25 protein-coding genes are annotated in these 19454 nt (G+C 49.3%); 12 read left to right on the forward strand and 13 right to left on the reverse strand.

Features of this window, described 5'->3' with window-relative positions; all coding sequences use genetic code 11:
• Window positions 1–17: 17 nt before the first annotated feature.
• From ACLIN2_RS17155 to ACLIN2_RS17165, 3 genes are all read right to left on the reverse strand, one after another.
• Window positions 18–1091: a hypothetical protein gene (locus ACLIN2_RS17155; RefSeq protein WP_092266804.1), complete on the reverse strand. Its 1074-nt coding sequence runs from the start codon at window positions 1089–1091 to the stop codon at window positions 18–20.
• A complete protein-coding gene (locus ACLIN2_RS17160; RefSeq protein WP_092266803.1) occupies window positions 1088–1651 on the reverse strand; it encodes an RNA polymerase sigma factor in 564 nt (187 codons plus the stop codon). The genes ACLIN2_RS17155 and ACLIN2_RS17160 overlap by 4 nt, the downstream gene beginning before the upstream one ends.
• Before the next feature lie 140 nt (window positions 1652–1791).
• Window positions 1792–2940, reverse strand: a complete 1149-nt coding sequence (locus ACLIN2_RS17165) for a trans-sulfuration enzyme family protein (RefSeq protein ID WP_400585742.1) — start codon at window positions 2938–2940, stop codon at window positions 1792–1794.
• A gap of 148 nt (window positions 2941–3088) precedes the next feature.
• Here ACLIN2_RS17165 and ACLIN2_RS17170 point away from each other — a divergent pair, with 148 nt between their 5' ends.
• From ACLIN2_RS17170 to ACLIN2_RS17180, 3 genes are all read left to right on the forward strand, one after another.
• Window positions 3089–3784, forward strand: a complete 696-nt coding sequence (locus ACLIN2_RS17170) for a peptidylprolyl isomerase (RefSeq protein WP_092266801.1) — start codon at window positions 3089–3091, stop codon at window positions 3782–3784.
• 89 nt (window positions 3785–3873) lie between these two features.
• Entirely contained in the window at window positions 3874–4338 is a 465-nt protein-coding gene (locus ACLIN2_RS17175) for a hypothetical protein (protein WP_411501666.1), read from the forward strand.
• Between the two features lie 264 nt (window positions 4339–4602).
• The gene (locus ACLIN2_RS17180) at window positions 4603–5232 is read left to right on the forward strand and encodes a cell wall hydrolase (protein ID WP_411501667.1); all 630 of its coding nucleotides are present in this window, start codon (window positions 4603–4605) and stop codon (window positions 5230–5232) included.
• Between the two features lie 331 nt (window positions 5233–5563).
• Here the strand turns inward: ACLIN2_RS17180 and ACLIN2_RS17185 are convergent, their stop codons facing one another.
• Both ACLIN2_RS17185 and ACLIN2_RS17190 read right to left on the reverse strand, forming a co-directional pair.
• Window positions 5564–5710 carry a hypothetical protein gene (locus ACLIN2_RS17185; RefSeq protein ID WP_411501668.1) on the reverse strand — a complete coding sequence of 49 codons (147 nt, stop codon included), beginning with the start codon at window positions 5708–5710 and terminating at the stop codon, window positions 5564–5566.
• A gap of 25 nt (window positions 5711–5735) precedes the next feature.
• Window positions 5736–6500 (reverse strand): SDR family NAD(P)-dependent oxidoreductase, encoded by a 765-nt coding sequence (locus ACLIN2_RS17190; RefSeq protein ID WP_411501669.1) that lies wholly within the window; start codon window positions 6498–6500, stop codon window positions 5736–5738.
• Window positions 6501–6602: 102 nt separating this feature from the next.
• On the opposite strand from ACLIN2_RS17190, the gene ACLIN2_RS17195 reads away from it, so the two are divergent.
• On the forward strand, window positions 6603–6914 hold the full coding sequence (locus ACLIN2_RS17195) for a YfhH family protein (RefSeq protein ID WP_092266797.1): 312 nt from the start codon (window positions 6603–6605) through the stop codon (window positions 6912–6914).
• Between the two features lie 117 nt (window positions 6915–7031).
• Window positions 7032–7481 carry a DUF441 domain-containing protein gene (locus ACLIN2_RS17200; protein ID WP_092266796.1) on the forward strand — a complete coding sequence of 150 codons (450 nt, stop codon included), beginning with the start codon at window positions 7032–7034 and terminating at the stop codon, window positions 7479–7481.
• Between the two features lie 4 nt (window positions 7482–7485).
• On the opposite strand, the gene ACLIN2_RS17205 is transcribed toward ACLIN2_RS17200, so the two are convergent.
• The gene (locus ACLIN2_RS17205; RefSeq protein WP_411501670.1) at window positions 7486–7803 is read right to left on the reverse strand and encodes an iron-sulfur cluster biosynthesis family protein; all 318 of its coding nucleotides are present in this window, start codon (window positions 7801–7803) and stop codon (window positions 7486–7488) included.
• Window positions 7804–7906: 103 nt separating this feature from the next.
• Between ACLIN2_RS17205 and ACLIN2_RS17210 the strand changes: the two genes are divergently transcribed.
• The 4 genes from ACLIN2_RS17210 (at window position 7907) to ACLIN2_RS17225 (ending at window position 10766) form a co-directional block, all read left to right on the forward strand.
• A complete protein-coding gene (locus ACLIN2_RS17210) occupies window positions 7907–8047 on the forward strand; it encodes a hypothetical protein (RefSeq protein ID WP_170184288.1) in 141 nt (46 codons plus the stop codon).
• 70 nt (window positions 8048–8117) lie between these two features.
• Window positions 8118–9170, forward strand: coding sequence for a DUF2515 family protein (locus ACLIN2_RS17215; RefSeq protein ID WP_411501671.1), 1053 nt, complete (start codon window positions 8118–8120; stop codon window positions 9168–9170).
• A gap of 29 nt (window positions 9171–9199) precedes the next feature.
• Window positions 9200–10135, forward strand: coding sequence for a hypothetical protein (locus ACLIN2_RS17220; protein ID WP_411501672.1), 936 nt, complete (start codon window positions 9200–9202; stop codon window positions 10133–10135).
• Between the two features lie 79 nt (window positions 10136–10214).
• Window positions 10215–10766 (forward strand): MOSC domain-containing protein, encoded by a 552-nt coding sequence (locus ACLIN2_RS17225; protein WP_411501673.1) that lies wholly within the window; start codon window positions 10215–10217, stop codon window positions 10764–10766.
• Window positions 10767–10782: 16 nt separating this feature from the next.
• On the opposite strand, the gene ACLIN2_RS17230 is transcribed toward ACLIN2_RS17225, so the two are convergent.
• Genes ACLIN2_RS17230 through ACLIN2_RS17240 form a run of 3 tightly spaced genes read right to left on the reverse strand, consistent with a single transcriptional unit; the run spans window position 10783 to window position 13535 of the window.
• A complete protein-coding gene (locus ACLIN2_RS17230; RefSeq protein ID WP_411501674.1) occupies window positions 10783–11727 on the reverse strand; it encodes a sugar phosphate isomerase/epimerase family protein in 945 nt (314 codons plus the stop codon).
• 47 nt (window positions 11728–11774) lie between these two features.
• On the reverse strand, window positions 11775–12398 hold the full coding sequence (locus tag ACLIN2_RS17235; RefSeq protein WP_411501675.1) for a DUF1444 family protein: 624 nt from the start codon (window positions 12396–12398) through the stop codon (window positions 11775–11777).
• Between the two features lie 18 nt (window positions 12399–12416).
• The gene (locus tag ACLIN2_RS17240) at window positions 12417–13535 is read right to left on the reverse strand and encodes a DUF3900 domain-containing protein (protein WP_411501676.1); all 1119 of its coding nucleotides are present in this window, start codon (window positions 13533–13535) and stop codon (window positions 12417–12419) included.
• A 112-nt stretch (window positions 13536–13647) separates the two neighbouring features.
• Here ACLIN2_RS17240 and ACLIN2_RS17245 point away from each other — a divergent pair, with 112 nt between their 5' ends.
• Window positions 13648–14496, forward strand: a complete 849-nt coding sequence (locus ACLIN2_RS17245) for a serine/threonine protein kinase (protein ID WP_411501677.1) — start codon at window positions 13648–13650, stop codon at window positions 14494–14496.
• Between the two features lie 58 nt (window positions 14497–14554).
• Here ACLIN2_RS17245 and ACLIN2_RS17250 read toward each other — a convergent pair whose 3' ends face one another.
• The 3 genes from ACLIN2_RS17250 to ACLIN2_RS17260 all read right to left on the reverse strand — a co-directional run bounded on the left by ACLIN2_RS17250 (window position 14555) and on the right by ACLIN2_RS17260 (window position 16268).
• Window positions 14555–14710 carry a hypothetical protein gene (locus tag ACLIN2_RS17250; protein ID WP_170184287.1) on the reverse strand — a complete coding sequence of 52 codons (156 nt, stop codon included), beginning with the start codon at window positions 14708–14710 and terminating at the stop codon, window positions 14555–14557.
• Window positions 14711–14747: 37 nt separating this feature from the next.
• Window positions 14748–16001: a DEAD/DEAH box helicase gene (locus ACLIN2_RS17255; RefSeq protein ID WP_411501678.1), complete on the reverse strand. Its 1254-nt coding sequence runs from the start codon at window positions 15999–16001 to the stop codon at window positions 14748–14750.
• Between the two features lie 123 nt (window positions 16002–16124).
• Window positions 16125–16268, reverse strand: a complete 144-nt coding sequence (locus ACLIN2_RS17260) for a hypothetical protein (protein WP_170184286.1) — start codon at window positions 16266–16268, stop codon at window positions 16125–16127.
• 123 nt (window positions 16269–16391) lie between these two features.
• On the opposite strand from ACLIN2_RS17260, the gene ACLIN2_RS17265 reads away from it, so the two are divergent.
• Window positions 16392–17447, forward strand: coding sequence for a phosphodiester glycosidase family protein (locus ACLIN2_RS17265; protein ID WP_400585773.1), 1056 nt, complete (start codon window positions 16392–16394; stop codon window positions 17445–17447).
• Window positions 17448–17483: 36 nt separating this feature from the next.
• Window positions 17484–17819, forward strand: coding sequence for a DUF6886 family protein (locus tag ACLIN2_RS17270; RefSeq protein WP_411501679.1), 336 nt, complete (start codon window positions 17484–17486; stop codon window positions 17817–17819).
• 59 nt (window positions 17820–17878) lie between these two features.
• Here ACLIN2_RS17270 and ACLIN2_RS17275 read toward each other — a convergent pair whose 3' ends face one another.
• Entirely contained in the window at window positions 17879–19450 is a 1572-nt protein-coding gene (locus ACLIN2_RS17275) for an ABC-F family ATP-binding cassette domain-containing protein (protein ID WP_411501680.1), read from the reverse strand.
• Window positions 19451–19454: the final 4 nt, after the last annotated feature.

The following is a 19454-nucleotide window of genomic DNA, read 5'->3' on the forward strand; positions in this document are numbered from 1 at the left end:
CTTTGTTCCTCCGCTCATTATCTTGACGCCAAAGAAATGACCAGCGACTTCGGTTGTTCGTCACGATGCACGACGAGCAACTGATTCCCTTCTGAAGACCAGCTTCCTCTCACCACTTGCTCTCCAAACAGGTTCAACAGCTCCAGCTCTTTTGAAGCGAATGGTTTTTCGTCCACTTGAGCTTCCACCAATCCCCCTTCTGGCGATGTGTACGTGAGAGCAGCATTTTGACTCCAAGACGGCCACTTGCCATCTCCTAGAACGGAAATATTTCCTGTCCGCACTTCCATGACCTGTACTTTTCCCGCCTTCGTATAAGCCAGAAAACGGCCATCCGGCGACCATTCCGGCTGCGAGCCCTCCGCCAGCTTCCACTCCTGAAAAGAAACGGTACTGCTCACCCAAATTTCCTCGACCCCGTCTTTTATCCTCGTGTAGGCGATCGTCTCGTCGCCTGGAGACCATGCAGGAGAATGATAGGTGACGTTCTCCTCTTCCTTTAGCAAGCGACTGCTGCTCACGTTATTTTGGTCAGGAATGTCGACGATCCAGATCCTCGCTTGTTTTCCGCTCTGCTCGACGACAGCGACCTGTTCATTGTGATTGGCCCAAGATAAAGCGCGATATTCTCCGTCCGTAGCTGGTAAAGAGATATTCTCGGGATGTTTCTTTTCATCTACGGAAACCGTACGAATCACCGATGGAGACACGAGGTAGGCAACCTCTTTTCCCGTAGGATCGATATCGACCTGCTCCTCCGTGGTATGTGCAGGCAACGTCAGTAAGCCTTGCTTGTCTACGGCTAGAACGTCTTTTTCCCACCACGAATAGACCCCAACCGTGATCGCAGCAATCATGACTGCGGCGCAAACACGAAGCAGCTTTTTCCGGCTGTGCGGCATTTTCACCACAACCGAATCCGTTTTTTGCAGCTCCAGCTCCTTCATCCTCTGGAGCAGCTGCTTTTTCAGTTCCGTTTTTAATTGATAATTGACCGGAACAGCTTGGCGCATCTCCTGCAAATGGGATAGCAGCGATGTGACCGTCTGCTCGTCCGTTCGGTCCCGGGGGATTCGATCCTCTTCTTTCATTCGGACTCCCCCTTTTCGTACATCTTTTGAAGTTTTTGAAGCCCTCTGTATGAAATCATTTTTATGCTCGACTCAGTCTTGCCCAAGACTTCTGCCACTTGCGCAATTTTGAGATCGGCAAAATAGCGGAGCATCAGAACGTCCTTCTGATCTTGGGACAACAAATCAAGCCGGTCTCGAAGCAGGCGTATTTCTTCCTTGGTCAACGCCTGCCTCTCCGGCTGCCATGTATCGTCCTGTTCTGCCCCAAGCAAATCTTCCTGATCGACGGGCAGCTCCCTGTTCTTCCGCACGAAATCCACAAACGTGTTGTGAGCGATGCGGAAGATCCAGGAAGCGAACGGACTTGTTCTGCTGTATTGTTCAAATTTTTCCAGCGCTTTTAAAAATACCACCGTGGTCAAATCGTCTGCATCCCAGGGATTTTGCACACGGCATCGCAAATAACGATTGACGCGATCAAAATACTCGTCATACAGTTCTGTAAATGGACGTGACTCATAGAAGTCCCCGTTTGATTGGGCCGATGGTTGCGCGGAACGCTCAATTGCCATTCCCATTGCGTTTTCCTCCAGCCTGACAGCACAGCTTTCGATTTACCCAAATCGATTTCCCGGCTCAGACATACTTGTTCTACTTTAACTAGGTAATACGTTTTGAACAAGAAGAAAGTAACAAGCTGCGGGAAATTTTTTTCCAACTATTTTCCTAGGGCGCGATCCAGTTCTTCTATAATGTCTGCTGCCGATTCAATCCCAACAGACAATCGAACCAGCCCCATGGTTATCCCTGTAGCTTGTCGCTGTTCTTCGGTAAAGGCACGATGCGAAGTCGTAACTGGATGCGATACCGACGTTTCCACACCGGCCAGTGAGGGTGCAAATTTGATCCATTCCAGCGCGCGGTAAAAGTCATAGATACCGCTCTCGTCAGCGAGGGTAAAGGAAACCATCGCTCCCTGCTTTTGACGCGCGAAAAAGGAAGTCGACTCCTCAGAAGGGTAGTACACCGTTTTCACAGCTGGATGCTGTTTCAGGAAATTCGCAACTTCACGGGCGTTCTCACATTGACGCTCCATTCTCAGCGCCAGCGTTTTCAAGCCTCTGGACGTCAGCCAAGCCTCAAACGGGCTGAGCGAGGCGCCATAATTGCTCACAATCTCCCGTGCTCTTCCCAGCAGCTCCGCATTCCCGACCAAAACGCCAGAAGTGACGTCGCTGTGACCACCGATGTACTTGGTGGCACTATGAACGACGAGGTCCGCACCAAGGGACAGCGGCTGTACCAGATAAGGAGTCGCAAACGTATTGTCTATCATCACTGTAAGTCCGTGGCTTTTTGCCTGTTTGATCCAAAAAGGCATGTCGGCAACGGTCAATAGCGGGTTCGTGATCGTTTCCATGAAAAAGAGTTTGGTCGTTGAACGAATATGGTCAGAAAGGGATTCCAATTCGTTCAAGTTAATACATTCCAGCTCGATCTGGAAACGGGTGAGCTCTTTATTGAGCAAAGCATAGGTACCGCCGTAGATTTCATGGGAAGCCAGCACATGATCGCCTGGCTGGAGTACAGCGAGAAGTCCTGCCATGATAGCCCCCATCCCAGAGGATGCACTCACACCTGCAGCTGCGCCTTCCAAGGCTGCAATCGCGTCCGCAAGCTCCGCCTGATTGGGGTTGCCGTTCCGTGTATACAGGTATTCTCCTTCACCTGTATAATATTTTTCCACTTCTTCCAAGCCTTCAAATGCAAAAACGGATGTCTGGTAGATTGGCGTTGACTTACTCTGCACTTGCCGCAATGGTTGATGCCCGATATGTACGGTTTTTGTTTCAAATCTTTCCCCCATGCTGATCACCCAACCCTTTTTCTCCCATCATATCACGAGAAAAGGAATCAATACTAGAGAATAGACGATTGGCGTTCTCCCTATCAGGTGTGCTATAATTCGGAACCGTAAACTCCTATTCAGGAAGAAGCAAAGGAAGGTGCTTGAGATGAAAAGACTGATACCTACCATTTTCGCTTGTCTGACCGCGATCGCTTTGGTTACAGGTTGCTCCAGCGCAAGTAACGAGAGTGCTCCACCGACACAGCCGACAGCTCCAGCTGAGACTCCATCGAAGGAGCCTGCCCAACCACCTGGACCAACCGGTGCGAAAAAGTATGAGAAAGCTCCTGCTATGCAAATTGACAAAGCGAAAACATACCAAGCGAAGGTCTCTACAACCATGGGTGACTTTACGATTGATTTGTTTGCAAAGGACGCCCCTATTGCCGTAAATAATTTCGTTTTCCTTGCAAAGGACAAGTTTTATGACGGAGTTACTTTCCATCGAATCATTAAAGATTTCATGATCCAAACAGGCGACCCGCTTGGTACTGGGGTTGGCGGTCCAGGCTATACGTTCGAGGACGAGCTGAACAACGGCCATAAATACGAGGCTGGCGTTGTCGCCATGGCAAATGCAGGCCCGAACACGAATGGCAGCCAATTTTTCATCGGAACGGGGAAAGATGTCGAGGGACTGAAAAACTCTCCGAACTACACCATTTTCGGTAAAGTTAGCGGCGGTATGGATGTCGTTCAAAAAATCGCGGCAACCAAAGTCAAAAACAACCCAGAAACAGGAGAGCCTAGTACTCCGGAACAAACGATTAAAATCAATTCTGTGACCATCACGGAGAAATAAGCGAGCGCATGACAACACCACTGCTTTTTGTGCAGTGGTGTTTTTATGTCAGCTAGCTTGAAATATGTTCACCAAGGATTGAAGAAACAGTGACAGAAGCAAATTTACTTAACCCGATATTTGTGAGTCAAACGATCAGCGCAGACGTGCAAATTTACTCTCTGGGAAAAGTTACCTACTCGGTAGGAGCTGTAGCAGCTGGCCTCCTGTTTCCTTTTCTCACTCGAAAAATGGGAGCTTTTTCATACATGGTTTCGCATTACTTGTTGATGGCATTTGCCTTCGTGCTGACGGTTACTCTACCCTACGGCTGGATTTTTGTTCTCTTATCCACCATTTTAGGCGGGGGCAACGTTTCCACTCGTCTGGTTCGCCAGACACTTTACATGGAGCTGCTGCACAACCAGTTTATGGGGAGGATCATGAGCTTTTTTCGCTCTGTTGGAACACTGATTCGATTAGCGATGCTCGCTCTGCTCACATTTTTTCTCGACTCTATAGGAGCAGGAATGGGCTATTTCAGTCTGGCGGCCTTTTGGTCATTGCTGCAATAGGGATCGCTTTGTCGCCAAGCCAGTCAACACTTTCCATTTGTGTTTCGACTGGCTTGTTCCATGTATTCCCTTTCGCTTGATTCCCTCAGCAATGACGCGGACGAAATCTACAGAAAAATAGTCCAAAATGATTCTTGTGCAATGGACTTGTAGTTCCATGGAACCATTTCCCTCTTGAACCATTCCGACAATGCCGATAGACTTGCATAAGTCCCGATTCGCTTCCGCATTCAAAAGCAAAAAGCGATAAGGAGTGGTTCCCGTATGTTGACACACGAAGCGCGATTGCGCTTTTTATTCTGGATCAATGGTTTTGGCTTCATGCTTTTATGCCTCTTCGTCACCCCGACAAGTGCCACCGCACCACATTTCAAGGTAGCAGCACCTGCACTCGCAGACAAATCATCCACCCCCAAAAGTGTTGCCATACCGGAAACAAAAGCAAAATCGATTGCTCCAGACACAAACGGAAAGAGCCCTAGTGTCTCGGTAAGCCGAGATCAGCGGCCAAAATTGATACGCAATGGTAAGGTGAAAGTATCGGAGCGCGAAATGGAACTGCTCGCCCGGCTTGTTTATGCGGAAAGCCGTGGTGAACCGTATGAGGGGCAAGTAGCAATTGCTGCTGTCGTATTGAATCGGGTAGCATCATCAGAATTCCCCAATTCGGTTCGGGAGGTCATTTTTGCTCCCAATGCATTTTCGCCAGTAAATGGCGATCATCTCTCTCAGAAGACAAATGAAAGTGCTCGAAAAGCAGTGCAAGATGCGGTAAATGGAAAAGATCCAACGAATGGATCCCTTTACTTCTTCAATCCTGATACAGCTACGTCCAAGTGGATTTGGTCGAGACCACAAACGGTTGTCATCGGAAATCATAGATTTGCCAGATAAAGAGGTCAAAACAAAAGTTGAAAAGGTAAGAGCAGAAAAATTTAATAATACTTTATTTTTATTTAATCTGTATTTTACTTTTGCTTGCTATCTTTGAATCGTAAGCACTTTTTCAACGCATTGAGAAAAAGCCCGATGTTCTACTTTGAATGTTGATCCTTGCTATGCTTTGGGTGAGAGCAAAGCATGCTATCTGGATCGATCGGTTTTTTTCTCAATCGCCCCCAATACTTAGGCATTCCCCAAAAGGGAATGCCTCTTTTTTTGCTTAGATGCCCTATGTTAGCTCTTTCTTCATGTATGCGTGTTTTGCAGAGCAATCGCGGCCAGCTTATTTCCTGACGCCAAATTGCTGATGGACCTGCTCTGCTGTCTCCAAGAGAGAGCTGGATGGAGGAGTCGTTTGGCGAAATGCCTCGCGCATCAGCCTGGTAATGGTTTGCGCTTCTTCGGCTGCTGCCTTTTTGATCGTTATCATGCTGTCCATCCCTTTACTTTCTTGTTTAGAACCCGTAGACAGACATACCGCCATCAACAGAGATCGTCTGGCCCGTAACATACGCTGCCGCATCCGAGGACAAGAAAATCGCCGGCCCAACTAAATCCTCTACATCTCCAATGCGCCCGCTCGGTGTACGCTGCAGAATTTCTTGAAGATATCCTTCATCGCTTAGCAAAGCCTCCGTCAGTGGAGTGCGGAAATACCACGGCGCAATCGCATTGATATTTACCCCGAACTTGCTCCATTCCAGTGCCAGCACTTTGGTCATTTGGATGACTCCAGCTTTGCTCGAGCCGTATGCTATTCCTGTGCGCATCGCGACTACCCCTGCTACAGAAGCGATGTTGACAATGCGTCCATACTTTTGCTCGCACATGATTTTCCCTGCTGCCTGACACATGAAGAAGGACGCCTTCAAATTCAGGTCTACCACGCGATCCCATTCTTCCTCTGTCACTTCATTTGCTTTTTTTCGTATATTCATTCCTGCATTGTTGATCAGAATATGCAGCCCTCCCAATGCCTCTATGGTTTGGGCAACCACTTGCTCTGCGGCACCAGACGCTGTCAAATCAGCTGTGATCGGGTACGCCTTGCCGCCTTTTGCCTCGATGGCTTGCACGGTCTCGTCCAGATCCTTCTGGGTACGCGCAACGACAGCCACCTCGGCTCCAGCCTCAGCCAGGCCCAGTGCCAATGCTTTTCCGATTCCTCTCCCCGCTCCTGTTACAATTGCAGTCTTGCCAGTCAAATCAAAACGTGTCATATTGCGTCTTCCCCTTTCTTTCGGTCCTGTAGTGAATTCTCTATCCATCGCCATTTCCCTTGTCTTTTGCTACAATATACCTGTCAGGAAGGAGGCAGGAGCGTGCGATTGTACAGTCAAATGACGTTAGCGGAATTACAGGAAGAAATGGAGCGTCTCCGTCAGCAGGCAGAGGAGAAAAAGAACGCGGGCGACGATTCTCAATTTGGCATTATCCAGCAAAAATACTTTATGGCGAAATCGTATTACCTCGGCACGGATGAGTTTCGGATCGGCGGCAAATACAGTGTCCCTGAATACGATCAGCCTTTCACCATCGATTATTTTAACGGGGTGTTTGCGTGGGGCCGTTTTCCCGATTCAGATGAGCAGACCGGTTTTCCTGTGGGAATGCTGGAAGATTGGTTTGGTTGAGGAAGAATATAGAAGAGGACAGGAGCTCTCTCCCGTCCTTTTTTCATTTCGCCCGAGCAAGCACGGCGTTTATTCCATCTGGATATACTAACAAAAACGAAAGCGGGCTAAAGAACCATGGACTGGATCAATGTCACCCTGCTCGTTCTCTTGGCCTTAGGGGTTTTCGGCAACAACGCGACTGTCTCGATTGCCGTCGGGATTCTTCTTTTAATGCGGCTTCTTCATCTCGAGCGATTCTTTCCCTTTCTGGAGCAATACGGCCTCCATGTCGGAATCATTGTCTTGACCATTGGGATCCTAAGTCCTCTGGCCAGCGGAAAAATCAAACCGGAATCCATTTACCAGCTCTTTACCAACTGGCAATCGGTATTAGCTGTTCTCGTAGGGATATTCGTCGCTTACTTGGCTGGAAAAGGTACGTCACTCATGTCTGCAAACCCTTTTATTGTCACCGGACTACTGCTAGGAACCATCATCGGCGTGACATTCTTTCGAGGGGTTGCGGTAGGACCGCTCATTGCTGCAGGAATCCTCGCTTTTATCCTGCAATTTATCCCCAAGTAATGCCTTATACCCAGCGATCTTTGAGCTGAATGCCATATGCCAGGATTTGTGCTGGGGTAACCAGGCGAAAACCTTGCTGGGGCCGATAATCGATGGTGAGTTTGTCGGTATCCATGTGTTCGATGGTCTGCGAATCGATGGCGAGTGTTACCTCCCCGATTTTGATGACTTGATCCGTTGGGTTTGCTTCGTCCCACCATAACGCGTATTCCACATTCATTCCGCATCCACCCACGAGTTCACCGTTGATCCGAATGGTTTGATCTGGGCGGCTGGCTGCTATGATTCGTTCCTTGGCTTCTTGGGTAATGGTTACTTGCATGGCTTGTATCTTCCCTTCCGTTTGCCCAATTAATAATTGGGATGCATCTTTTCTTTCATGATAGCATACAATGCTTGAAAGGCAGCAGAAAGGACGATCTTCTATGAACATTTACGAGCGAGATGGTATATTTGTCGCAGAAACAGAATTCCAATCGGAGCATGTTGTCATTTTTGCGGATACATGGGAAGAAGCAAAAGAGAAACTGTTTGTCAGACTTCTCGTATTAGAAATGATTGGATGAGTGAAGGCGGGTCGCCACCAAGACCTGCTTTTTTCAACCTCAGAGTGCCATCGAGCAGAGGAGCTACTTCATGAGCCATACACTAGCAGCGGTCGATGAACAAACGTTGATCTCCAGCATTCGCCAGCAGACTGCCCTGGCCAATCGGAACAATCTCACCCGAACCAACGCCTATTTACAATTTTATCGCCAGCATGAGGAAATACATTGGGCCCTGCTTGCCCATCTCGTATCTCGAAATGGCGGTTGGAATATGACCGATTTAAAAGGGGAATGGCTACCGCTGCTGATGGACGAGCAAGCAATCCAGCCATTTTTTTGGTTTTTGGAGAGGAGTAACTGGCTGATCTTTCATGATGCTTATGCGCAGTTATTGCTCTATGCGGAAATGAAGCGCACCAAAAAAGATCTCACTCCCCTTCTCGTCCCTCTCGGCGTATCCGTTTTTATGCAGCGCTTTTGGAGAGAGTTTCTGTCGACCGGTGATTCTCGTCGTTTGACGCACGCCATGATTGTAAATGAACAGCAGTTCATCGAGCAGCGTGTGATACATAAGCCAATGGCCGTGCATCGTGTATTTGCTACGTTCGCCTACTTTACCCAATCAGCCTTGTCCCTCAGTCAGGTGCTTTTTCCGTACAAGGCGCACCCGACAGACCGCAGGCTTCGTCTCATCGGGATGGATGTTCAAGACTTTCCCGAGGTGGAGCAGCGGATCGCTACCGGAAAAACGCTCTACAAGCTTCTCTATGCAGATCCCCTGCGATTTGAGCAAATCCGCCAGTTTGCCTGCCGAATCCCGCATTCCGGCTCCCGAGCTGACTATTGGCCTCAGATTTTTACCACCCGTTTGCCCCGCGCTGCTACGCAAGACTCTTATCATTTGCACTTGCATGGGGCCGAGCTTAGAGATGGCCAAAAAAAGCTGTATAGCCCCCCGCTCAGCGCTGCTTGGAAGGATATTGCTCACACGGCTGCGGACGGAGTCGATTGGTTTCGCGATCCAAAATGGGTCGAGCTGGTGGATCAGTCCGGTGATTTGCCGACGATTACAAGTGAAGATTACGTTCGCGCTTTGCAATGGATGGAGTATGGTATCAAGCTTGTCACAATGCTCACGTAGAAATGCGAAAAGAAAGGATGATTCATGCCATGAATGAAATCGTGGAGAATCAAAAGGCTTATCTCCTCTCCTGCTGGCTGCCCAGCGGGACTTTTCGTCTTGCTCCGAAAAACAACCAGATCAATCCGTACTTTACGAATCTAGCGTTGATCGCACTCGTCCGCATGCAAGAATGGGATTGCGTCAGAAGCCATATCGAATGGTATCTGCACCATGTCAACGCTGATGGGTATGTGAATGACTATCGGCTTGAGGGGACGCTCGAAGTCGATACAGGAAAAGCGGACAGCGAAGATAGCTATCACACAACATTGTTTAGCCTGCTGGCCGAAATGATGCGAGCGAATGAGGAAACGGCCTGGGTCGAGCCCTACAAAGATGAGCTGATTGTTTTGATGCAGGCAGTGGCAAGGCTGCAACAAAAGGATGGTTTGACATGGGCAAAGCGATCCTATCGCGTCAAATACTTGATGGATAATTGTGAGGTCGCCAAAGGATTTGCAGATGCTGCCCATGTGTTTTCCATGCTGGGCTGCGATGAAGCAGCGGAGGAGGCAAACAGGCGAGCTGCGGCCTGCCGAGCAGGCATCCAATCCATGTACAGCGCGCTGCGCAAATCCTATGCTGTCTATGACAGGTCCTATCCAGGCTGGAGAAAATGGTATCCGGACGTAACTTCTCAAGCATTCCCGATCCTTTATCAAATGGCCCGCCCCGATGAAGACGTACTTTTGTATGAGAAAATAACGAAGGCCTTTCCTCACTTCGATACGTTTCAAACCGGCGATTTGTACCCGTGGATGGCAATGGGTGAGTGTGCCCGGCTCATGGGCGACTGGCGCAGGGTCGACTCTATGCTTACAACGGCGGCTGAATTGTACATATTCGGGCCGAGATCCCCCTACTGGCTGATTCATGAATCGGGACGATTTGTGGAGTTGTCTCTGTTTTCACGGCCACTCTGAAAACATTACACTTTTTTAACAAGGAAAACTCGTCCAGCGCACACCGAATCCCTTACAATATGTACAGGAGGTGATTGCCATGTCTCCATCCACTGGAGAAGTCGTAGCGGTTAGCTTAAGCGATACTCACACGTTCAGCAAGCAGAACACAGACGCGATTCACCTTATAAAAGGTCTTGGCGTACAAGGAGACGCTCATTTGGGAGAGACGGTCAAGCATCGTTCGCGCGTCGCTCAAGATCCTACGCAGCCAAACTTGCGTCAGGTGCACTTGATCCATGCAGAACTGTTTGAGGAATTGCAAGATTCCGGTTTTCAAGTATCTCCGGGGCAAATCGGGGAAAACATTACTACGCGCGGCATTTCTTTGCTTACCCTGCCAACAGGGGCGATTTTGCGTATAGGGGAATCCGCGATCGTCGAAATCACAGGGCTTCGTAATCCCTGTCCCCAGTTGAACGGCTTCCAAAAAGGGCTGATGGATGCCCTCCTGGATCACGATGCAGAGGGCAATCTTATTCGAAAAGCAGGAGTCATGGGCATCGTGCTCGCTGGCGGTGAGGTGCGCCCAGGTGATCCGATCCAAGTCGAGCATCCCGCTCTGCCCCATCGCCCTCTTGAGCGAGTCTGAACGGTTCCGCTTCCTGTCAGTGTTCTCCTGCAGGCAGCGGACTTTTTTTATTCACGATCTGATCGATCCATTGGTAACACGTCTGCAATTCCTCTTCTGTGATCCAGTCAGAACGATGCTCAAACATAATTGTGATATCAGGATTGTGCGCCGTTATCAGATTCAGATAGTCTTCGATCGGTGCCCATCCGTCCTCTGGTCGACAATGGGGCAAGGCTGGATAACGGCTGAAAGCAAATGAATCCGTGAACTGTACGTTCCATAAGTGAACCAGTTTCGCGTACTTAGCGTACCGATTCAATACAGCTCTCGCATCAAAAGAAGGGTCGATTTTCTCTTGCATGAAAAGCCTTCCCGTATCCAGGCATAGTTTTATATTTGGATAGCGGCACAGAAGAGACTCCAGAAAGTCTTCCTCGTATACATACCGATTTAAGGCATCGAATTCGAGAACAGGCGTAAAGGAATACTCATTGGCTTTGTTATGAAGCCACGCAAACAACTGCTCGCTTTTTACTACAAGCTCCGAATAATCGTACTCGCTCTCAAACGCATACTCCTCTCGAGCCGCAAACCGCCACTTGTCCCAGTTTACCCGAACATCGAGCAGGACTGGCTTTGGATAATGAAACAGGACGTAATCAGGGTCTATATTTCCAATAATATCCAGCTGTTGTTGGATATAATCGTAGGCATCCTGTCTGACCCGCTCATCCTGTGCGAGAAACAAGGCATCACGCAGTCTAGTTTCGTCGCTTCGTATGGGAAAATGGATTCCGATTTTGAATTCATTTCGCTTTGCTTCCCGGATCAATTTCTCTACCTCTTCCTCTGCTTCAAAGAGGCACGCCTCGATTCCATAGAAGCCTTTTCGAAAATCTCTTCGGTACTTCTCTTCTTCAAAGCCCCCATAAAGCCCAATCATGAAATTGTGCATACTGCCCTCCTGCTCCGTCCCCATAGAAAAAGCTCCCTTCTAAAGGCAGCTTTTCGTTGAATATCGATTTTTCACTTTTTCTTTCGCTGAATTTCCGGGTCTCCTCCTTGCGATACGACCAGAAAGGGTGTAAGCTCCCCCTCCTCCCAGAAAAAGGGCAGAACAGAGATCGGAACCTGTCCTTTTGAGGCAAAATCATAAGTCAGTCGCGCCAAAAGGTGTGCACCTGTATCGCCAGAAAGATCGGCGACGATGAGAACATCCTGATGAGGGATGGCCACCCCTAGCTGATCCCCTTGCTTTTGCTGGTCAAAGCTTTGCAGCAAAGTCTCCAGCAGCACCCGACTGGCGGCATAGCCATCTGTCGGATTGATGAAGTGAATGCGATTTCCCGCTACTTCCTGTGTTTTGACCGAGTAAGGCAATCCTTGCAAATTTTTCATGGCAGCCTGATGCAGCTGTTCTTCGCTCCAGCCGGCCTGCGCAAGCATCTCACGCTCAATCAGGAGATACCCTTCCCCTAAATCCAGAGCGTACAACACGGCCGTATCCGCTGTATGCTCTCTGGTCACCCAGCGATCTGGGTATTTCGCGATCATGGACGAGTGACGCAGCACAGGATACACATTTCGTTCCTGCCCATTCAGGCTGTGTTCAGAAGGACGTGGAGCTGCTTGTTTCTTATTTTCACTCATACTTTTATCCTCCACTCCCTACTCCCAAGGTGGTCGTTCATCTTCTTCTGCTGATCTCGCTGTGGCCACTTCCGGAACCGCGTAGCTGCGTGCCTCAATCTCACGGACAAGGTCTGTGAGAGCCTTTGGCTTCACGAATTCAACCGGGGATACCCCTCGTTCAAACTGAAGCTGCTCCCCTTCCAGCAGGACCAGATAGCGGCCATTAACCTTTGCAATATGCAAGCTGGTACCGTAATCGGCCAAAAGCGTGCGAATTTGCATATGATCCAGCTTGAACTTCAGCTCGACCTCTGGCTGACGATCGGTAATAATCTGCATCGCTTCCATGACGGTTTCGTGCTCCCACTTCTCAGCGAGCTCCCGTTTGGGGCTTGCTGCTATCAGCTCGATCGCTTCTTCTTCGCGCAGACGCTCTTCCGTTTCTTCCGGATACGCATACTCAATATGCTGTCTGGCGAGCGAAATGACTTCCTCCGAGACGATTTGCGTGACCGTTTGCGGATATTCAATGAACCGCAAAAACTCTTCAAAATACCTCGCATGAGAAAATTGATGGATCTTCACGTGATAAGGATCATTCATTCCGGATTCGATCATATACGGATACATTAACGATTTCATATTCTTCGCATTGATTGCCATTTGCACATTGGCGATCAAGCTTTTCTCATCTGTGATCACCGCTGTTTTTTGTTCGAAATCACATTTTAAAATAAACACATAACGCTCGTCCAAAAGCTCCAAACGCGTCCTCACGATGATCATCACGCCGCCGCGTACTTGAGACGTACGCAAATACGACTGAATCAGCTCCTGGCAAGGATCCTTGCTTTCGCCGGATGTTTCCGCTACCAGCAGTCGCCCAAGCAGGGCGTAGTTAGGATTGGAATCCAAGGGATGACCGGGTTCCACGATAAATTGCCCCAGCTTCGTCGGGGTCCCTTCCGACTTTGGATTCAACTCTACTTTTCTTTTGGCTATGCGAGCGAATTCTCCATCCAGGAAATCGCACAGTTCGCTTTTTTGATACTCATCATGGCTTAAATAGCGGGTCATCTTTACTTTTTTTACGCCATCCTCTTCCTCCGGCTGTTCAATCAGAAAAAAGGATAGCCAATCAATGGTAAAATTCATCTCATTCCGCTCCCGTCTACATGTAACGAATCGATTATAGCAAACCTCACGAAAAAGCGGTCAGCCATTTTTGGTAAACATGGTAAGATGGGAGTCAGGGGGGAAACGGACAATGTGGAACAAAATCGTTACATGGTGGAATAGCACGATGCGGGACCGTCCATATGCGCCTGGACGGCGAATCGACCGTTATCAGATTACCAAAGTGCTAGGTATGGGCAGCTACGGCATTGCCTATCTCGCAAAAGACCTGACCGATGGCTCTGAAGTCGTGCTTAAACAGGTGAAGCCCAGTCTGCGTCACTCCCCTAAAGGAGAAGCCATGCAAGCCTATGAGCAGAAAGTGCTCTCCACCCTCTCTCACCCGCAAATCCCTCGCTGGCTGCATTCCTTTACCTACAGGAGGGATTCCTTTCTCGTCATGACGTTTATCGATGGGCCTACGCTAGAAGAAGCCCTTTTTGATCAGATGATTACGGTCGATGAATACTCAGCTGCCCGCTTGATGAAAAAAATCGCAGAGATCGTCGCGCACTTGCACGAGCATCGACTGATCCATCGGGATGTACGCATACCCAATGTTATTTGGCATGATGATGAGCCATATCTCATTGATTTTGGACTGGCACGTTTCCTCGGAGACAGTCCTACCTATTCTGCCGAGGCATTATCTGATTATCATTCCGAAAAGCAGCTAAAACGGGAGGTCGCTCCTTCCAGCGATTTGTTTGCACTAGGACATTTCTTTCTATTCCTGTTGTATTCAAGCTATACGCCAGATGAAAATGCGTCTGAACAAAGCTGGGAGCAGGAGCTGTCTTTATCACCTGCCATCCATGCGATGATTCGCCGTCTTCTGCAGCTAGATCCGCCTTACCACACGGTCGAGCAGTTTCTTTGCGATCTGGAGGACTATCTGAGAGAAAGCAACCACTCGAACATCCGGCCATGGAGTCAGTAAAAAAGAGCTGAGCAGCCGCAGAGTTTCCTCCTGCAGCAGCCCAAGCTCTTTTTGCCTTTTACTCGGATATTGGCTCGTTTTTCGCTTGTTCGATCTTTTCCTTCAGTTCCCCAGCTTCACGCTTTAGTGTCTGCCGCTCCTGCTTGGAGAGAACTTCGCCACCTACTGTACCATTCACCAATAAATCCTCTTCGTACAAACGATCTTTGCGCATGGAAACCTCCTGCTGACAAGAGTGGTTCTTTCTTGTCCTACTTTGTTCCAAAGCCGCCCTTCTTATGTACGCGTTTTGCTGGATTCGATGGCTTGGCTCCGGATTTAGCCGGTTTTCCATTTGCCGGCTTCCCATTTCTCACTTGTGGCTTCTGTAACGGTCTTGGGTCTTCCAAAGCTCCGTGAGACATAAATTTCTCTGCGATAGGCACACCCGTCTGCTTGGAGAACTTCTCGATAATGAAGCGCTCCTGAGTACTGACGATGGAGAAGACAAGCCCAGCACGCCCCATCCGGCCAGTCCGGCCGCTGCGATGCACATAGGTATCTGCATCCGAGGCCGGGTCATAATGTACGATGCACTCCACTTCTGGAATATCAATCCCGCGTGCAGACACATCTGTCGTGATCAGAACAGGGAATACGCCATCCCGGAATTGCTGCAGCGTACGAGCCCGCTCTTCTTTTGTCGCATCGCGATGCAGCAATCTGCTTGGGAGGTGGTGGTAATTAAGCTTGGAGACGATTTCATCGACCTTCTCAATCTGGTTTACGAAAACGATGGAAGACCGTACATCAACGAGACGGAGCAAGCGACGCAGCGTATCCACCTTTTTTCTGGGATCGGTGATCAAATACATGTGAGCGACTCCTTGTGCCCCTTCTGGAGCAGCAGCACGGATGACAGCTGCGTCTCTGGTAAAGACCTCGGATGCCGCCACTACCCCAGCGGGCAGCGTAGCAGAAAAAAGCAATCGCTGTGTATCGCGCAGGGTACGCTTCATGACTTCTGTCACGGGCTTACCAAAGCCTGCATCCAGCATCCGGTCTGCCTCGTCAACCACTACCGTTTTGACCTCATGGACCTTCATTTTACGCTGATCGATGAGTTCCAATAGTCTGCCTGGTGTGGCCACAACGAGAACAGGCTTCTTTTTTAAACGCTCGACCTGACGCTTGACATCAACCCCGCCAATGATCGGCACGACGGCAGTATCACTTCCTGGCAGCAGGCGTTCAGCCTCACGTGCAATCTGCATGACCAGCTCATGTGTCGGAGCCAGTACAATCGCTTGCACGTCTTTTTTGTCCATATTGACTTTCGTGAGTAACGGCAGAAGATAAGCAAACGTTTTGCCCGTCCCTGTCGGAGATTCTACCAATGCATCCCGGCCTTCCAAAATAAGCGGGATCGCTTCCACTTGAACCGGCGTAGGTGTTTCCATATTTCGTTCGCGCAAAATGTCGACAAGCTGCGCGCTAATGTGTAAATCAGCAAACGTGGTGCTCACAAGAACCCTCCTGGCTTGAAAAATCATGCATTGGGTAAGCTTACCACACTTTGCCCGAGGGGAACAGAGGAAAGACCTATGCAAAAGTAGGCGAAATCCAGCTGGACCTCGCCTACTCGTGTATTACCCGTTGTTGGAGTCTTTACGGGTCTCCTGCATTTCCCCTTGATCCTGGCGATCTCGGCTGGTTGTTTGATTACGAGTCCCTTTTGGACCTTCCTGGTAAGCCTCTATTTCCTTTTGAAATTCTTTATCGTAGCCTCGCACATGGCTCACCCCCTCTTGCTATTCTGCCCGGGATGATCTCATTTATTTCCCTGAAACTTTTTACCTATTTCTACGTCCATTCTAATAGAGAGAATCCTATTGAATGGCAGGGTGAAAAATGACATGCAATCCTTATCCCGGGCACGCTCCCATAGACGGACAGCAAAACGACCATGGCGTTGGGTCAAAACCTTGCTACTCGTAACGGTCTCAACCTTTCTATTCTTCTCCCTCGGTGGTCTCGTCTTTTTATTTGGAACAGACACGGGAGAGGATTTGCGAGAATGGGCAGCCGGCACGTTATTAACCACGCAGCATGATTACTGGGCACCTTATACGTTTATTCCGGATGACAAATTACAGGCTTTGAAGGACCAGATCAGGCACCCGGAAGTCATAAACTCCGAGGCAGACACGAAGCCCACAGAACTACCTGCAACCAAACCGAATGTTGTACCACTGCCAGAAAAGCCAAAAGAACTCGTTGATATTGAAGAAATCAACGTAAAAAAAGACAATTACTACTTTAAGGGCAAGATCATGTACATCCATGACCCAACACGTGTGCAGCTGCTCGTAACCAATCGCAAGGACCGCGGGGATCTGCTCGATGAGTTCGTGAAAAAATCGAATGCGATTGGCATTGTCAATGCGAGCGGTTTTTCTGATCCAGATGGCTACGGCAAAGGGGCGAAGGCATACGGCGTCGTGATTCATGATGGAAAAATACTGCAGGGCTACAATCCAAAAAGTGGCGAAACTGCTCTGGGCATCACCTACGAAGGCAAACTCATTACAGGGAGCTATACCGCAGAACAGCTAGTAAAAATGGGCGTTCGCGATGCGATGAGCTTCCGCCCGCAGCTGATTGTCAATGGCAAGAACCTCTTTACGGATAAACCTGCTCGTAGCTGGGGCATCCAGCCTCGGACAGCCATTGGTCAAAAGGAAGACGGCACCATCGTTTTTGTCGTCATCGACGGCAGACAGCCCGGTCACTCCATTGGCGCCAGCATGAATGACCTGGCTGAACTGCTGGAAGAACGGGGCATCGTCACAGCGATGGCTATGGACGGCGGCTCCAGCTCCATGATGCTCCACAATGGCGAAGCGATTACGAAAACGTCTTGTCCGTATTATCGGGGGCGTTATCTACCCAATGCCTGGGCAGTCATCTAACGCTAGGAAGAATGACCACTGGAGGGAATTTGTCCCATGAGCTTGCTTTATCATTTCAGTGAGGACCCAAACATTCAAGCGTTTGTTCCGCGGCTCCATCCTTCTCACCCTAGCCTTCCTCCTGCTGTCTGGGCAATCGATGAAGCGCATGCGCCAATGTACTACCTTCCCCGTGATTGCCCACGGATTGCCTTTCGGTTGAAGGAGGATACAAGCGCCGAGGACAAAGCCTATTTCCTTGATCAGACTCAAGCCGAGATGGTCATAAACGTAGAGCTGAGATTGACACCGTCGCTCACTCCCCTGCGGGAATTTCTACTTCCTCGCACACTGCAATTCTCCATGATCCGTATGCGCAATGCGCGGCCATAACCGCACGCTAAAACAGGCAGCTCCACTGAACCGTGGGCTGCCTGTTTTCTTTGTTTCTTTTACAGTTTGATCGGTGTCTTAGCTTGTTCCAAACTCCATTTTTCTACATCCCAGACCTGAGTAACCCAATCTTCAAAGAATTCAGGTTCGTGGCAAACGAGCAGAACGGTACCTTTGAACTCTTTGAGTGCACGCTTGAGCTCTTCCTTCGCCACTACGTCCAAGTGGTTGGTCGGCTCGTCAAATACAAGCCAGTTGCTCTCGCGCTGGAGCAGCTTGCAAAGACGCACTTTTGCCTGCTCTCCCCCAGAGAGTGCATTCATATTTCGGTTGATATGCTCGTTTTTCAAGCCACAGCGTGCCAAAGCTCCGCGCACCTCGTGATTGTTCATCGATGGAAACTCGTTCCACACTTCTTCGAGAGCCGTCACTGGCTTGGCTTTTACCTCTTGCTCAAAGTAAGCAGGATGGAGGAAATCACCGCGATCCAGCTTGCCGTTAAGCGGCTTGATTACGCCGAGCAAGGTCTTCAGCAGGGTCGATTTCCCGACGCCGTTCATTCCCACGATCGCCACTTTTTCCCCGCGTTCCAGCGAGACGCTCAGCTTTGGCAGAAGCGGATGAGAATAACCGATTTCCAGATTCTCCGCTTCCACGACGAAACGGCTGCTAGCACGGGATTCTTTGAAAATAAAGGACGGTTTCGCCGCTGTTTCTGGCTTGTCGATGCGATCCATTCTATCCAGCTGCTTTTGCCGGCTTTTCGCTCGTCCCGTTGTAGACGCACGTGCTTTGTTGCGAGCGATAAAGTCTTCCATTTTCGCGATTTCTTCCTGTTGTTTTTCAAACGCATCGAAGTGCTGACTGCGCTTCGTTTCCGATTGAGCCAGGAAGGACTCATAGTTACCGGTATATCGGTTCAGCTTGGTAAATTCCAAGTGGTAAATGACGTTAACGACTTCGTTCATGAAGGAAGTATCATGGGAAATCAGCATGAAAGCGTACGGGTATTCCTTCAAGTAGTTTTTTAGCCAAACGATGTGCTCTTCGTCCAGGTAGTTGGTCGGCTCATCCAGCAAAAGGACAGTTGGCTGTTCCAAAAGCAGCTTTGCCAGCAATACTTTTGTCCGTTGTCCCCCTGACAGGGAAGCAACGTCGCGCTCCAGACCAATCGCACTTAATCCCAATGCATTTGCGATTTCCTCTACTTTGGCATCGATCAAATAAAAGCCGCTGGTTTCCAGCTTATCCTGAATCTCGCCCATGCGCTCCAACAGTTCCTCGAGCTCCTCTGGGGAGGCCTCTGCCATCTTTTCACCGATGACCATCAGTTCTGCTTCCTGCTCCAACAACGGCAGAAAAGCGTCCTTCAGAATGTCACGGATCGTTTTGCCTGCTTCCAGCTTCGTATGTTGATCCAAATATCCGTACTGGATCTTTGGCATCCATTCAATCCGACCGTTGTCCGGCATATTTTGTCCCGTCAAAATCCCCATCATGGTGGATTTACCGGTCCCATTTGCTCCTACGAGCCCTACGTGATCCCCTGGCTGCAAACGGAAGGATACATCCCGAAACAAAATGCGATCCCCAAAACCATGGGACAAATTCTCAACAATCAAAACGCTCATGTTC

This window comes from Brevibacillus centrosporus (genome assembly GCF_046622605.1).
GTDB lineage: Bacteria > Bacillota > Bacilli > Brevibacillales > Brevibacillaceae > Brevibacillus > Brevibacillus centrosporus.